The organism is Bradyrhizobium sp. SSBR45G, assembly GCF_030159255.1.
In the GTDB taxonomy this organism is placed as follows: Bacteria; Pseudomonadota; Alphaproteobacteria; order Rhizobiales; family Xanthobacteraceae; genus Bradyrhizobium.
On record NZ_BSCT01000028.1, the window covers coordinates 1 to 14769 of the forward strand.

Sequence of the window (14769 nt, forward strand, 5' to 3'; positions counted from 1 at the left end):
CCCCCTCACCCGGATTGCATCTTCGATGCAATCCGACCTCTCCCCGCAAGCGGGGAGAGGCTGGGATCGAGCCTGCCGCTCGGCCGCGGGCTCGATCGTGCGTTCAGCCATTCGACTCAGGAGCCATCGTTGAGTTTCGTCAGCAAGCATCAGCTGTGGACCGCCGAACAAACCGAAGCCGCGGTGCGCATGCGCCGGATCGCGGAGGAGCAGGGCCTCACGACGATCCGCTTCTCGTTCCCCGATCAGCACGGCATCCTGCGCGGCAAGACGCTGACCGTCGATGCCGCGCTGTCCTCGCTGCAGGACGGCTGCTCGATCACCACCACCCTGCTGGCCAAGGACACCTCGCATCGCACCGTGTTTCCGGTGTTCACCGCGGGCGGCGGCTTCGGCATGACGGAGATGCAGGGCGGCAGCGATGCGCTGATGGTCGCCGATCCCACCACGTTCCGCGTGCTGCCCTGGGCGCCCGGCGCCGGCTGGGTGCTGTGTGATCTCTATTTTGCGAACGGCGCGCCCGTTCCCTTCGCCACCCGCAATCTCCTGCGGTCGGCGCTGGCGACGCTCGATGCGCGTGGCTATCAGTTCAAGGCCGGCCTCGAGGTCGAGTGTCACATCTTCAAGGTCGAGGATCCCAGGCTTGCGCCTGGTGACGCCGGCTCGCCCGGGCAGCCCGGCGTGCCGCCGACGGTCAGCCTGCTGACGCAGGGCTATCAGTACCTCACCGAGCAGCGTTTCGATCAGATGGAGCCGGCGCTCGAAATCATCCGGGCCAATCTCACCGCGCTCGGCCTGCCCTTGCGCTCGATCGAGCTCGAATACGGCCCGAGCCAGTGCGAGTTCGTGCTGCAGCCCGGCATCGGGATGGAGCCGGCCGATACGATGGTGCTGTTTCGCAGCGCCGTGAAGCAGATCGCGCAGCGCCATGGCTATCACGCCACCTTCATGTGCCGGCCCCGCATCCCCAACGTGATGTCGTCGGGCTGGCATCTGCACCAGTCGCTGGTCGCGCGCGACGGCAGCAACGCCTTCATGACTGATGATGCCGACGGTCTTTCGGCGCTTGGGCGCGCCTACATGGCTGGCCTGCTGACGCATGCGCGCGCCGCCGCGGTGTTCTCGACGCCGACCATCAACGGCTATCGCCGCTACCGCGCCTATTCGCTGGCACCGGACCGCGCGATCTGGGGCCGCGACAACCGCGGCGTCATGATCCGGGTGCTCGGCGGCCCCGGTGACCGCGCGACGCGGCTGGAGAACCGCATCGGCGAGCCCGCCGCCAATCCCTATCTCTACATGGCCTCGCAGATCGCAGCCGGCCTCGACGGTGTCGATCGCGCGCTGGATCCCGGCCCGTCGGCCGACGTGCCCTATGAGACCAAGGCGGATCTGCTGCCGAGATCCCTCGGCGAAGCGGTCGATGCGCTGAAGCGCGACGCGTTCTTCCGCGAAGCGTTCGGTGACACCTTCATCGACTACTACACCGTCATCAAGACCGCCGAGATCGAGCGCTTCCAGGCGGAGGTGTCCGACTGGGAGCAGCGCGAATATTTCGAGATGTTCTAAAGGTGGACCGACGCGGTGATTTTGGTGAAAGCGCCGGCCAAAGAACCCGAGTCATGCTCAAGGTATTCACCGACTTCAACGCAACTACCCATGATGATCTCTGTTGGCTTCTCAAATACAGAGAGAATGATCTCGCGCAGCAGATCGATGGTCTCAAATTGGGAAGGGGAGACCGGATCATCCTGTTTCAGGACGAGGATGATTTCGAAGTCGTCGCAACACTCGATGTTCGCTATGTCGACGTGCTTGGGCGTGAAGCATGGGTAGCGATTCCCGACTGGGGAACACTGGTCAGAAAATAGCGCCCCTCACACGCTGCGCGTCAGGCCGCCGTCAACGCGGATGTTCTGGCCGGTGATGTAGGCCGCGCCGTCGGAAGCAAGGAAGGCGATGGTGGCGGCGATCTCCTCGGACTTGCCGTAGCGACCCATCGGCACCGTGCTGCGGCGCGCTTCGGTGGCCGGCAGGCTGTCGATCCAGCCCGGCAGCACGTTGTTCATGCGGATGTTGTCGGCGGCGTAGGTGTCGGTGAAGATCTTGGTGAAGGAGGCGAGGCCGGCGCGGAACACGGCCGAGGTCGGGAACATCGCCGACGGCTCGAAGGTCCAGGCGGTCGAGATGTTGATGATCGCGCCGCCCTTCTGCGCCTGCATGATTGGCGTCACGAGGCGCGCCGGGCGGATGACGTTGAGCAGATAGGTGTCGAGGCCGGTGTGCCACTGCTCGTCGGTCAGCTCCAGGATCGGCGCCCGCGGGCCGTGGCCGGCGCTGTTGACGAGCACGTCGATCCGGCCCCAGCGGTCCATCGCGCCATCGGCCAGACGCTTCAGATCGTCGTTCGACTTGTTGGAGCCGGTGACGCCGAGGCCGCCAAGCTCGGCCGCCAGCGCCTCGCCCTTGCCCGACGACGACAGGATCGCAACCTGGAATCCATCGGCGGCAAGGCGGCGCGCGGCGGCTGCGCCCATGCCGCTGCCGCCCGCGGTGACCAGTGCGACACGTTGTGTGGCCATGACGATGACTCCTGCCTTGGATGATGCCGGCAGCGATGTAGCGCATTTCGACCGATAGCGTCGAGCGCCCGGCATTCGAAGTGTCCATGGCTGTGTTCCCGCACGGGGGGATCGCTTTTTCGTGAGCGGTTGCGGGCCGTAACCTTGGGTCTGCACGCATTGCCGCCTTGCGGGAACCCGATCCCACCGAGCGGCATATTGAGGGGCGGCACCGGCACGAGCCGGCATGCTGCGCGTCGATGCGTCTTATCATCCGGAAAGGGCGGAGCAGTCAAAGATGTCAGACCACAAGCCGCAGCGCGATCGGGCGGTCGTCGACAGCGGCGATGCGTCCGACCTGTCGTCGGAGCACCACGACATCTTCTTCGCCGCCGTCGAGACCACGCGGATGCCGATGACCGTCACCGATCCGCGCCAGGCCGACAATCCGATCCTGTTCGCCAACCGCGCGTTCCTGGAGATGACTGGCTACGCACTCTCCGAGATCGTCGGCGCCAATTGCCGCTTCCTGCAGGGGCCGGACACCGACCGCGACACGATCGATGCCGTGCGCAACGCGATCGCCAATCGCCAGGACATTGCCGTCGAGATCCTCAATTATCGCAAGAATGGCGCGGCGTTCTGGAATGCGCTGTTCATCAGCCCGGTCTACAATCGCGACGGCGATCTCGTGTATTTTTTCGGCTCGCAGCTCGACGTGTCGCGCCGGCGCGACGCGGAGAGTGCGCTGATCCAGGCGCAGAAGATGGAGGCGATCGGCCAGCTCACCGGCGGCATCGCGCACGACTTCAACAACATCCTGCAGGTCATCATTGGTTACACCGAGATCCTGTTGGGCGCCGTCAGCGAGCTCGCCCCGCGCCACCGCCGCGCCGTCGAGAACATCCGCGCGGCGGCCAACCGCGCCGCGACCTTGACGCAGCAGCTGCTGTCGTTCGCGCGCAAGCAGCGGCTCGACAGCCGGCCGATCAACCTCAACAACATGATCGAGACCCTGGTGCAGATGGCGCGGCACACGCTCGGCGACAGCGTGCGCATCGTCGTGAAGGCGCAGCCGGGCCTGTGGAACAGCCGCGTCGACCAGACCCAGGCCGAGGTCGCGCTGCTCAATCTGTTCGTCAATGCGCGCGATGCCATGCCGCATGGCGGCACGCTCACCATTCGCACCGAAAACCAGGAGATCCCGGAGGAGGACGCCGTGCAGTTCGGCGTTCCCAGAGGCGGCCGCTACGTCGCGCTGAAAGTGTCGGACGACGGCATCGGCATTCCGCAGCCTATTCTTGCCCGCGTCGCCGAGCCGTTCTTCACCACCAAGGAGGAGGGCAAGGGCACCGGACTTGGACTGGCGATGGTCTATGGCTTCACACGCCAGTCCGGTGGCAGCACTTACATCACCAGCGAGGTCGGGTATGGTACCACCGTGCAGCTGCTGTTTCCCGCCACCGAGCAGGCGATCGCCAAGCCGTCCGTGCGCGCGCCGACAGCCGCGGACCGCCGTGGCAGCGAACGCATTCTCATCGTGGAGGATCGCGCCGAGGTCGCCGAGCTCGCGCGCTCCATCCTGGAGGATTTCGGCTACCGCACCGAAAGTGCAGCCAATGCGCATGACGCGCTGGAGCTATTGGATTCGGAGCTGCGCTTCGATCTGCTGTTCACCGATCTCGTGATGCCCGGCGGCATGAACGGCACAGTGCTGGCGCGCGAGGCCCGCAAGCGCCAGCCGAAGCTGAGGGTGCTGCTCACGACCGGCTATTCCGACGCGGCGGCCGAGCGCGCCGATGCCAACACCGGCGACTTCGAGATCATCAACAAGCCGTACCGGCGCACCGACCTGGTCCGACGCGTCCGGCAGCTGCTCGACGGCCCGACCGGGGTGACCTGAGGCGACGCTTGACCCGGCGAGTCCGCGCGCCGAAAGTCGGCGCCGAGAGCGGAGAGCGATGATGCGCCACGTGACGATGCAGACGCCGGCCGGTGTGCCGGCAGCTCCGGTTCGCAGCGAGCCGCGCGAGCCCGGCGTGGTCGCGGCCGGCGTCTACGCCCATGGCCATCGCGTTGCCGACATCGCGATCGAGGACGCCGGGGCCTGGCGCAAGCGGCCAGGCCACGTGGTGTGGATCGGGCTGCACGAGCCGGACGCGGCGCAGCTGCAGCGCGTGGCCGAGCAGTTCGGCCTGCATGAGCTCGCGATCGAAGACGCGTCGAAGGCGCATCAGCAGCCGAAGGTCGAGCGTTACGGCGATGCGCTGTTCATCGTCGCCCGCACGGCGCAGCTGGTCAATGAGCACATCGTGTTCGGCGAGACCCACATCTTCGTCGGCCCCGGCTTCGTCGTCTCGGTGCGCCACGGCGCCTCGACGTCCTACGGCGCGGTGCGTGCGCGCTGTGAGAGCTGCCCGGGCTCGCTCGCCAAGGGCGAGGACTACATCCTCTATGCGATCCTCGACTTCATCGTCGACAACTACCGCCCGGTGACCGAGAGCATCATGGCCGAGGTCGAGACGCTGGAGGAGGTCGTGCTGCAGCGTCCGCTGGCGCGCAGCGAGGTCGACCGGCTGTATCGCCTGCGGCGCGACCTGCTGCGGCTGCGCCGCGCCGTCGGCCCCGTGGTCGACGTCTGCAAGCGGCTCGAGCATGTCGACAACGTCGCGATCGATGCCGAGATGGCGCCCTTGTTCCGCGACGTGCTCGATCACGCCAAGCGCGCCGAGGAGGATGCGGATTCCCTGCGCGAGATCCTCGCGTTCGTGTTCGAGGCCAGCATGATGGCCGGCCAGGCGCAGCAGACCGATATCGCCCGCCGACTCACGGCCTGGGCCGCCATCCTCGCGGTGCCGACCGCGGTCGCCGGCATCTACGGCATGAACTTCGAGCACATGCCGGAGCTGAAATGGCAATACGGCTACTACGCGGTGCTCGGCTTCATCGGAGTGGTCTGCAGCGTGCTGTACTGGCAGTTCCGTCGGCGCGGATGGTTGTGAGGACGCGCCGCTGCCTGCCGCTCACCTCTCCCCGCGCGTGATCCAAGCCAGGGAGAGGCGTGCGCCGCGCGAAGCCCGGCTGGCCGGACATCTTGGCCAATCGCGCGCCGGACGAGAGCCTACTTCTGTGGCTCCGTCGTCGACCACAGCAAGGTCGTCGCGTTCTTTTCATATGCCATGCCCTTGGGATAGCTGATCAGCTCCATCTGCAGGTCCCACGGCGTCAGGAAATACAGGATCGACTGGCCGCCGGCCGGGCCGTCGTTGATCGGGATCGGGCCCTGCATCGTGCGCACGCCCTTGGACTTCAGATAGGCCGCAGCCTTGTCGATGTCGTCGACATAGAGCGCGATGTGGTGGCCGCCGAAATCGCTGTTCTTCGGCTGCGTCCTGGCCTGGTCCGGCGCCTCGTACTGGAACAGCTCGATGTTGGAGCCATAGCCGCAGCGGACCATGCTGATCTCGTCGATGACCGCGCGCGGATGGACGTTGACGACGTCCTGCATGAACGTGCCCTTGTCGTCGGAGAACGGCCCGAACGACATCGCCTGCTTGCAGCCGATCACGTCGGTGAAGAATGCGATCGCGGCCTTGACGTCCGGCACCGTGATGCCGGTGTGGTCATGGCCGCGCAGGCCGGGGATGGAGTCGGCCGAGGCGACGGTGGTGGAGAGGGCGAGGGCGGCGAGGGTCGAGCTGACGAACTTGGCAAACTTCATTGAAGGACTCCGACTAAGGGCTGATATCGAATGATTGAGGCCTCGCGGTTCGAGACGCGTTGCCAGGCGGCGCCGGACATCGGCGATCGGTCGCGAGCTCGTTGGGATGAGCCCGGAGCCTTGCGCCGATAGGCGCATATCGCGCCCCTCGAACGGCTCTCGCCCCTCACCCTGAGAGCCCGCCGCAGGCGGGCGTCTCGAAGGGCGAGGCCGCTGCTCGGGCCTCATGGTTCGAGACGGCGCTATGCGCCTCCTCACCATGAGGGTCGAAATTGATCGTTGCAGGCGAGCGTCTCGAAGGACGGCGCACGCGTGCGCTGCCATTCTTGCGCTTCACCCAGACGCCAACTGCTTCTCCACGGCTTTGTGATCGTGCGCGAGGCCGGCGGCGAGGCCCTTGGCCATGTCGCCGACATAGATGTCCTCTTCGCTGGCCTCGTAGCCGTCGAGGATGTCCTTGGCTGCGTCAGCTGGCGTCATTTTCGGGATCGGCAGACCCGCCGTCATGCGCGTATCCACCGCGCCGGGCAGCGCGCCGACGATACGCACGCCCTTTGGCGCGAGCTCGCCGCGCAGGCCCTGCGTGAGGCTGAGCGCGGCGGCCTTCGAGGCGCAATAGGAGCCCATGATCGGCAGGTTCACACGCGCCAGGATGGTGAGGATGTTGAGCACCGCGCCCTGGTTCTTGATCAGCACGGGGGCAAAGGCGCGCGTCAGTCGCAGCGGTGCGATGTAGTTGATCTCGATCTCCTCCTTGGCAATCGCGAGATCCGGCGCCGCCAGCAGCGCGGTGTTGTGGTTGACGCCGGCGTTGTTGATCAGCAGGGTCGCGTCCGACGCCAGCGCGGCGGCCGCCGCTGCATCGGCCTCGCTGGTGACATCCAGCTTCAGCGGCACGACCTTGTCGGACGCCGCAATGCCCGAGATGTCGCGCGCGGCGGCGTAGATCTTGGCCGCGCCGCGGGCGAGCAGCTCGGCGATGAGTGCCTTGGCGATGGCGCCGGTGGCGCCGGTGATGACGACGACGGAGTCCTTGATCGATGCGCTCATGCGGCGGATCCCTGCTGCTGCGGTTGCTGACGGGACGGGGTGTCGTCGAGCCAGCCCGGCTCGACATCGGGCAGTGGAATGGCGGCCAGGAGCTGGCGCGTATAGGGGGCTTGCGGATGGGAGAAGATGCGGCCGACCGGGCCGTGCTCGACCACTTCGCCGCCCTTGAGGATCGCGACATCGTCGCAGAGCACGCGGATCACCGAGAGATCGTGGCTGATGAAGACCACGGTGAGGCCGAGCTTCGCGCGCAGCTCCTTCAGCAGCATCAGGATATGCGCCTGGGTCGAGACGTCTAGGCCGGAGACGATCTCGTCGGCGACGATGAAATCAGGCTGCAGCGCCAAGGCCCGCGCGATGCCGGCGCGCTGGCGCTGGCCACCGGAGAGCTCGTGCGGATAGCGGTCGACGAAGGATGTCGGCAGGCCGACGAGATCGAGCAGCGCGGCGGCGCGATCGCGGCGGTCGCGCCAGCCCTTCAAGAGTCCATAGACCTGGAGTTGCCGCGTCAGTGTCACAGCGAGCGGCAGGCGCGGATTGAGCGAGGACTGTGGATCCTGGAAGATCATCTGGATCCGCGCGCGCAGGGGGCGCAGCGCGGCTTCCGAGAGGTGGCTGATCTCGATGCCGTCGAACTGGATGCCGCCGGAGGTCGGCTCCAAGAGCCGCACCAGCAGGCGGCCGAGCGTGGTCTTGCCCGAGCCAGACTCGCCGACGAGGCCGAGCACGGCGCCGCGCGGCACGGCGAGGTCGACCGATTTGATGACGTCGCGCATCACTGGCTTGCCGAACAGCGACGTCGCGCGCGCCGGATAGGCGAAGCCGAGCTGGCCGGTGCGCAACAGAATCTCGCTCATGCCGGCCTCCCGGCAGCGAGCTGATCGAGCCGGCGCGCTTCGGCCCAGAGGCTCTCGATCAGCGCCGGCGGCACCGGCTTCAGTGCGTCGGCCGGGCGATCGGCGCGCGGCGTCGCCGCCAGCAGCGCGCGGGTATAGGCATGATGCGGCTTCACCAGCACATCAGCAGTCAGGCCGTCCTCGAGGACGCGGCCGGCATGCAGCACGGTCATGCTACGGCAGATCTTGGCGACGACGCCGAGGTCATGGGTGACGAACAGGATCGCGGCGCCATGGCGCTGGCGCATCCGCTCGACGAGCTGCAGCACCTGGCGTTGCACGGTGACGTCGAGCGCGGTGGTCGGCTCGTCGGCGATCACGAGCGACGGATCGCAGGCGAAGGCCATCGCGATCAGCACGCGCTGGCGCATGCCGCCGGAGAGTTCGTGGGGATAGAGGTTGAGAACGCGGACGGGGTCGCGGATCGCGACCTCGGCGAGCAGCTCAGCGGCGCGGTCGTGGGCGGCGCTCTTCGACAGCTTCAGATGCAGCTGCAGCACCGCCGCCATCTGCGTACCGATGCGCCTGACGGGATTGAGTGAGGTCATCGGGTCCTGCGGGATCAGCGCGATGCGCCGTCCCAGCAGGTCACGGCGCGCTTTGTCCGGCATCGCCAGCAGATCGCGGCCCTCGAAGCTCACGCGGCCCGCCGTGATCCTCGCCTTGGCCGGCAGCAGCCCGAAGATGGTGCGGCCGACCATCGACTTGCCGGCGCCGGATTCGCCGACGAGGCCGCGCACCTCGCCGGCCTCGACGCGCAGGCTGACACCGCGCAGCACAGTGGCGGCGCCGATCGCGACGTGGAGATTGTCGATCTCGAGGATGGCGGTCATCGGCGCTGCACCGGATCGAGCGCGGCGCGCAGACCGTCGCCGAGCATGTTGAAGCCGATGACGCTGACGATGACCGCGAGAATGGGCAGTGCCATGATCCAGGGCGACTGATAGACGATCTGCCGCCCCTCGGTGATCATGCCGCCCCAGCTCGCGGTGTCGCCGGTGACCGAGATGCCGACGAAGGACAGAATGACTTCGACCAGGATCGCGACGCCCATCTCGACCGCGAGCAGGGTGACGATCAGCGGCACGAGGTTGGGCAGGATCTCCAGCCGCAGCGCCTGCGCCCGCGTCAGGCCGAGCACGCGCGCGGCGGCCGCATAGTCGCGCGCGAGCTGCGCCTGCGTCTCGGCTCTGGTGATGCGGGCAAAGCGGGTCCAGTCGACCACCACGATCGCCGCGATCACCGAAGTGAGGCCGGCGCCGATGACGGCGGCGAGCACGATCGACAGGAGCACCGGCGGGAACGCCATCCAGACATCGATCAGCCGCGACACCAGCTGGTCGATCCAGCCGCCGAACGCGCCGGCGATCAGGCCGAGCGCGATACCGATGATGGCCGCGAGCAATGATGCAATCAGCGCGACCATCACGGCGGTGCGCGCGGAGTACATCAGCCTGGACAGCACGCAGCGGCCGAGGCTGTCGCTGCCCAGCGGGAACGCCGCCTCGCCGCCCTGCATGAACGCCGGCGGCAGTTGCGCCGACATCAGGTTCTGCTCGGCCGGATCATGCGGGGCGATGAGTGGCGCAAACAGTGCGATCAAGAGCAGCAGCGCGACGAGGCCGCCGCCGATCCACAGCCGCGCGCCGCCACGCGCGAGCGCGCTGCGCCAGCGCGACGGCGGCGCCGTGATCGGGCCAGACAGGACGAGATCAGCCATGACGCAGCCTCGGATCGAGCAATGCCACCAGCAGGTCGACGGCGAGGTTGAGGGCGATGAACAGTACGGCGAAGGTCAGGATCAGCCCCTGGATCAGCGGAAAGTCGCGGTTGATGACGGCATCGATCGCCATGTTGCCGATGCCCTCATAGGAGAAGATGCGCTCGACCAGCACGGTGCCGCCGAGCAGCAAGGTGACCTGCACGCCGGAGAGCGCCACGGTTGGGATCAGCGCATTGGGAAACACCTCGCGCTGCAGGATCGTGGTGCGCGAGAAGCCGCGGGTGCGGGCGATCTGCGCGTAGTCCTGATCCTCGGCCTCGGCGAGCTGCGCCTTGAGCAGCCGCGCGACCAGCGCGGCGAAGGGCAGAGCCAGCGCCAGCGACGGCAGCAGCATGTGGCGCAGGAGATCAGCGGCGACGTCGAGGCGCAAGGTGAGCAGGCTTTCGATCAGATAGAAATGGGTGCGGAAGGCGACGGCGAGCTGTGGGTCGAGCCGTCCGGAGATCGGCAACAGCGGCAGCAGCACGCCGAAGCCGAGCAGCAGGATCAGCGCCCACAGGAAGTCGGGAATGGCGAGGAAGACGCCGTTCGCGGTGTCCAGCAGCCATTCGGCGCGGGTGCCGCGCAGCAGGCTGCCGACCAGCGCGACGGCCACACCCATCAGCAGCGCCATGCTGACGGAGAGCGCGGCGAGCTCCAGGGTCGCCGGCAGCCGCGCGCCGACCAGCTCGAACACCTGCTGGCGCAGGCTGATCGAGCGGCCGAAATCTCCGACAGCGACCTGGCCGAGCCAGGTGATGAACTGCGACAGCAGCGGCTGGTCGAGGCCGTAGAGCGCGCGCAGGCGCGTGATGTCCGCCGGAGAGGCGCCGGGCGGGATCATCATCGCGATGGGATCGCCGGGCACCACGCGCAGCAGCACGAACACGATCGCGCCGACGCCGAGCAGGGTCGGCGGGATCAGAGCGAGGCGCTTGAGAATGGCGCTCCAGCGCATCGCTCGCTCCGTCTCAGCCTTGCGTGACGAGCTGCGGCAGGATCATGCCGTTGGCCTGCGCCACCACCTTCAGCCCCTTCTTGTGGATGATCGGCTGGACATATTGCAGCAGCGGAATCACCTCGCCCTCTTCGGCGATGTATTTGTCGACGGCCTTCCAGCCGGCGATGCGCTTGGCCTCGTCCTTCTCGCCCCAGAGAGGTCCGATGCGCTCGATCAGATCCTTGCCCTTCCAGGCCGAGTGCGGCGACGGGCCGAACATCGCGAAGCCGGTCGACGTCGTGGGATCGCCGATCGCATTGCCCCAATTGTAGAACGCGGCCGGCGCCAGCGCATGGCGGGCGCGCAGCTCGAAATGCTGGGCGATCTCGTAGACCTCGATATTGGCCTCGATGCCGACCTTGCGCCACATCCCGGCGATGGCCTGCACCATCTCGTAGTCCTTCGGCTTGAAGCCGCGCGTGGTCTGGATCGTGAACTTGACCGGCTTCGTCGTCGAGTAGCCGCTCTTGGCGAGCAGGCTCTTGGCCAGCTCCGGATCATAGGCGGTCTTGATCGAGGGATCGAAGGCGGCGTAGCCCGGCGCCTCCAAGGTGTCGATCGGCACGCCATAGCCGCGCAAGAGCTTCTCGACGATCGCCTTCTTGTCGATGGCGTGGTTGGCGGCGAGCCGCACATTGCGGTCGAGCATCGGCTCGATGTCGGTCAGGAAGATCATGCCGATGTCGGAGATCGGCTGGGTCAGGCCGGCGAGAGCAGGCTTGCCCTTGAGGCGATCGAATTCCTCATAGGGAATCTCGAAGGTGATGTCGGATCCGCCGGATTCGATCTCGGCGACGCGGCTGGTCGGGTCGGTGACGAACTTGAAGACGACGGTCTCGAATGCCGGCTTCGGCCCCCAATAGCCGGGATGCGCCTTCAGCCGCAGGAAGGCGTTGCGCTCGAACGCATCGACCTTGTACGGCCCCGAGCCGATCGGCGCCTTCTCGAAGCCCTCCGCGCCGACTTTCTCGTAGTAGGCCTTCGGCAGCACGTAGCCGGTCAGGAACGCCATCCATTTGAACAGCACCGGCTCGAACTCGACGACATCGGCGGTGATGGTCTGGCCGTCGATCTTGAAGTTGTTGATCTTCGACCACACGAACTGAATCGGGTTGCCGCCCTTCGGATCGGCGGCGCGGGTCAGCGACCACACCACGTCCTCCGGCGTCACTTTCGAGCCGTCGTGCCAGGTCGCGTCGGAGCGCAGCTCCATCGTGATCTTGGTGCGGTCCTCGTTCCAGCCCCATTTGGTCAGCAGGCCCGGCGTGAACGAGAGATCGGCGGCCTGGCCGATATAGGGGTCGAAGATCGCCTGGTAGATCGACTGGATCGTCGGATTGACCGCCGAGACGCCGACGGTCGGATCGAACGACGGCAGGTTGACGTTATAGGCGATCGTCAGCGTGCCAGCGGCGGCGCGTGCCGACTGAATCGGCAGGCCGGTGGCTAGCGGGAGAGCAGCCGCGCCCGCGAGCTGCAACATCGTACGACGAGAGATCTGATGGTCACGCATGGTGATGCAACTCCGGATGAGCTGATGGGGGATGGCGCCCCCTGCAGGCGCCATGACGATTTGCAAGACGATCTGCGATCAGTGCGGCGCGCTCTCGGCCCAGCGCTTCATCAGCGTGTTCGAGGGCAGGGATTCATCGACCAGCTTCTTGGCGGTCTCGATGCCCGCGACCGGCAGCTTGGCCGGATCGAGCAGGCCGATCTGCACCAGCACCGAGGCCTGGTCCCAATAGATGTGCTCGTTGTAGAGCTTGTCGCCGCGGAAGCGGACGATCGCGACCAGCGGGATCTCGACATACTTGCCCGTAGGCGGAATGCCCGGCAGCATCCAGTCGATCTCGATGTCGTGGGTGAAGCAGAACAGCATCTCGTCGACGACGCGGTCGGCGCCGATGGTGCGCGAGATCGGCACCAGCTTGGTATCGGCCGGCGTCTTCGGGATGAAGTGGTTGGCGTAGAAGCGCAGCAGGTCCTTGTAGCCGACGCCGCCGGTCATGGTCGGGATATGGTTGACATAGGGCTCGGCGACCATCGTGCCCATCGTCGCCTCGGCCGAGCGGGTGGCGAATTCGAGCTCGGTGTGACGGTCCCACAGCGACGACAGGTCGTAATGCGGGCCGAGGACCTTGCGGAACAGCGCGATCGAGCGCGAATGCGCCATCAGGGTCGCCGGCTTGTCGAAGCTGGCGCGCTCGGGAGCGGCGAAGGCATGGTCGCAGCCGGGATAGAGATAGAACTCGGCGTCGTCGCGGCCGGCGAAGCCGGCCTTGACCGCCTCGCGCGCCTCGGCGGGGGCGAACTTGTCGAGCTCGGCGAAATGCAAGACGATCGGGCCCTTGATGTTCTTGGCCTCGCCGATGTCGGCCTCGATGCCGACGCCATAATAAGAGACGGCGCAGTCGACGTCGGTGCGCGCAGCCGTGAGGTAGGCGAGCTTGCCGCCGAGGCAGAAGCCGAGCGCGCCGACCTTGCCCTTGCATTCGGGCCGGGCGCGCAGCACCTTCAGCGCATCGGCGGTGTCCTTGATCGCGAGATTGACGTCGAAGCGCTGGTAGTAGCCGAAGGCCTTGCCGAAATCGGCCTCGCCATAGCCGAGCTCGATGCCAGGCTCGAAGCGCCAGAACAGGTCCGGCGCCAGCACGACATAGCCTTCCTCGGCATAGTAGTCGGCGACGTCACGCATCGAGGCGTTGACGCCGAAGATCTCCTGCAGGAGCACGATGCCGGGACCTGAGCCTGACGCGGGCACCGCCAGATAGCCCTTGAACGTGCCGCCATCGGCGGCGGCGATGTCGATCCACTGTCCAGCGCTCTTGCCAGCCATCGTGATGCTCCCCGGTTCTGCCGGCGGGCGTCCACAGTGACGCCGCACCTGATGTGTTTTCTTCATTGAATTTTTAATGTAAAAATGTCGGATGTAAACAGCAGAGATTGAGCATGCGCTGCACATCCATTGTGCGGAGCGGCATCGGGAGACGGGATATTGAAGAGGACCGAGAGTGCCGCGGCGAAGCGCAAGCCCGTGGCGGCGAAAGCGAAGGCCGCGGGCGGCAAGGCGGGATCACAGGCCGAGAAGGCCCGCGATAGCTCCGAGAGCGGCGACGGCAAGGGAGCCTGGCATCTCGCCCGCAGCGACGCGGAGCGGCGGCTGTCCGACTTCGAGTTCGCGCTGGAGCGGCTGGCGCAGTCCTATTATCGCTGGAAGGCGTCCTGCCTCGCTGCCGTCTGCGAGGTGCCGCTGACCGGCGACGACGTCGCCGTCCTCAACGTCGTGCGCATGGGCGACGAGCCGAAGCGGCTCACCGAGGTCGGGCAATTGCTCAACCGCGTCGACGTGCCCAATCTGCAATATGCGACGCGCAAGCTGGTGCGCGCCGGGCTGATCGAGACCGAGGGCCGCTCCTCGCGCAAGGAGACGCGTTACCGAGCCACGGCGCGCGGCCGCGCCGTCACCGAGGACTACGCCGCCTTGCGCGCCGCCACCCTGCCTCCGATGTTCGATGGCCTGCCGGGCTGGATCGACAGCTGCGCGGCGACGACCGAGCAGCTCGACCAGATGTCAGGCCTCTACGGCCAGGCGACGCGGGTGGCGATCACCAGGCGGCATCAATCGTGAGGCGGCCGCCGGCCCGCTGTGTCCCTTGCCCCGGAGTGACAGGGGAGATGTGACTCAGGAGGACCAGGTCGGGCTCAGCGATCGCCTTTGCGGTACGCGCGCGGAAGCGAGTGTGTCTGCAATCGCCGATTGTGACCCAAGACAACGTTCA

Annotated in this window: 14 protein-coding genes; 5 read left to right on the forward strand and 9 right to left on the reverse strand. The window is 66.8% G+C overall.

Translation table 11 applies throughout. The annotated features are described in order from the left end of the window. Positions 1 to 129: 129 nt before the first annotated feature. Both QQL87_RS26380 and QQL87_RS26385 read left to right on the forward strand, forming a co-directional pair. On the forward strand, positions 130 to 1569 hold the full coding sequence (locus QQL87_RS26380; protein WP_284418407.1) for a glutamine synthetase family protein: 1440 nt from the start codon (positions 130 to 132) through the stop codon (positions 1567 to 1569). A gap of 53 nt (positions 1570 to 1622) precedes the next feature. Further along, positions 1623 to 1871 (forward strand): hypothetical protein, encoded by a 249-nt coding sequence (locus QQL87_RS26385; protein WP_284418406.1) that lies wholly within the window; start codon positions 1623 to 1625, stop codon positions 1869 to 1871. A 6-nt stretch (positions 1872 to 1877) separates the two neighbouring features. Here QQL87_RS26385 and QQL87_RS26390 read toward each other — a convergent pair whose 3' ends face one another. Beyond that, positions 1878 to 2582 carry an SDR family oxidoreductase gene (locus QQL87_RS26390; protein ID WP_284418405.1) on the reverse strand — a complete coding sequence of 235 codons (705 nt, stop codon included), beginning with the start codon at positions 2580 to 2582 and terminating at the stop codon, positions 1878 to 1880. 277 nt (positions 2583 to 2859) lie between these two features. Between QQL87_RS26390 and QQL87_RS26395 the strand changes: the two genes are divergently transcribed. Together QQL87_RS26395 and corA are read left to right on the forward strand one after the other, a co-directional pair. After that, positions 2860 to 4464, forward strand: a complete 1605-nt coding sequence (locus QQL87_RS26395) for a histidine kinase famiy protein (protein ID WP_284418404.1) — start codon at positions 2860 to 2862, stop codon at positions 4462 to 4464. A 61-nt stretch (positions 4465 to 4525) separates the two neighbouring features. After that, positions 4526 to 5563 (forward strand): magnesium/cobalt transporter CorA, encoded by a 1038-nt coding sequence (gene corA, locus QQL87_RS26400; protein WP_284418403.1) that lies wholly within the window; start codon positions 4526 to 4528, stop codon positions 5561 to 5563. A gap of 119 nt (positions 5564 to 5682) precedes the next feature. Here the strand turns inward: corA and QQL87_RS26405 are convergent, their stop codons facing one another. The 8 genes from QQL87_RS26405 to QQL87_RS26440 form a co-directional block, all read right to left on the reverse strand. Beyond that, positions 5683 to 6282, reverse strand: a complete 600-nt coding sequence (locus QQL87_RS26405; RefSeq protein ID WP_284418402.1) for a VOC family protein — start codon at positions 6280 to 6282, stop codon at positions 5683 to 5685. A 333-nt stretch (positions 6283 to 6615) separates the two neighbouring features. Then, positions 6616 to 7332 carry an SDR family oxidoreductase gene (locus QQL87_RS26410; RefSeq protein ID WP_284418401.1) on the reverse strand — a complete coding sequence of 239 codons (717 nt, stop codon included), beginning with the start codon at positions 7330 to 7332 and terminating at the stop codon, positions 6616 to 6618. Next, positions 7329 to 8189 (reverse strand): ATP-binding cassette domain-containing protein, encoded by an 861-nt coding sequence (locus QQL87_RS26415; RefSeq protein ID WP_284418400.1) that lies wholly within the window; start codon positions 8187 to 8189, stop codon positions 7329 to 7331. Before QQL87_RS26415 ends, QQL87_RS26410 begins: the two co-directional genes overlap by 4 nt. After that, positions 8186 to 9061, reverse strand: a complete 876-nt coding sequence (locus QQL87_RS26420) for an ABC transporter ATP-binding protein (protein WP_284418399.1) — start codon at positions 9059 to 9061, stop codon at positions 8186 to 8188. Before QQL87_RS26420 ends, QQL87_RS26415 begins: the two co-directional genes overlap by 4 nt. Next, the gene (locus QQL87_RS26425) at positions 9058 to 9948 is read right to left on the reverse strand and encodes an ABC transporter permease (protein WP_284418398.1); all 891 of its coding nucleotides are present in this window, start codon (positions 9946 to 9948) and stop codon (positions 9058 to 9060) included. Before QQL87_RS26425 ends, QQL87_RS26420 begins: the two co-directional genes overlap by 4 nt. Beyond that, positions 9941 to 10948 (reverse strand): ABC transporter permease, encoded by a 1008-nt coding sequence (locus QQL87_RS26430; protein WP_284418397.1) that lies wholly within the window; start codon positions 10946 to 10948, stop codon positions 9941 to 9943. The genes QQL87_RS26425 and QQL87_RS26430 overlap by 8 nt, the downstream gene beginning before the upstream one ends. 13 nt (positions 10949 to 10961) lie before the next feature. Then, a complete protein-coding gene (locus QQL87_RS26435; RefSeq protein WP_284418396.1) occupies positions 10962 to 12503 on the reverse strand; it encodes an ABC transporter substrate-binding protein in 1542 nt (513 codons plus the stop codon). Between the two features lie 78 nt (positions 12504 to 12581). After that, complete coding sequence (locus tag QQL87_RS26440) at positions 12582 to 13826, reverse strand: dienelactone hydrolase family protein (RefSeq protein ID WP_284418395.1); 1245 nt, start codon at positions 13824 to 13826, stop codon at positions 12582 to 12584. Positions 13827 to 13985: 159 nt separating this feature from the next. Between QQL87_RS26440 and QQL87_RS26445 the strand changes: the two genes are divergently transcribed. Further along, positions 13986 to 14618, forward strand: coding sequence for a helix-turn-helix domain-containing protein (locus tag QQL87_RS26445; RefSeq protein WP_284418394.1), 633 nt, complete (start codon positions 13986 to 13988; stop codon positions 14616 to 14618). Positions 14619 to 14769: the final 151 nt, after the last annotated feature.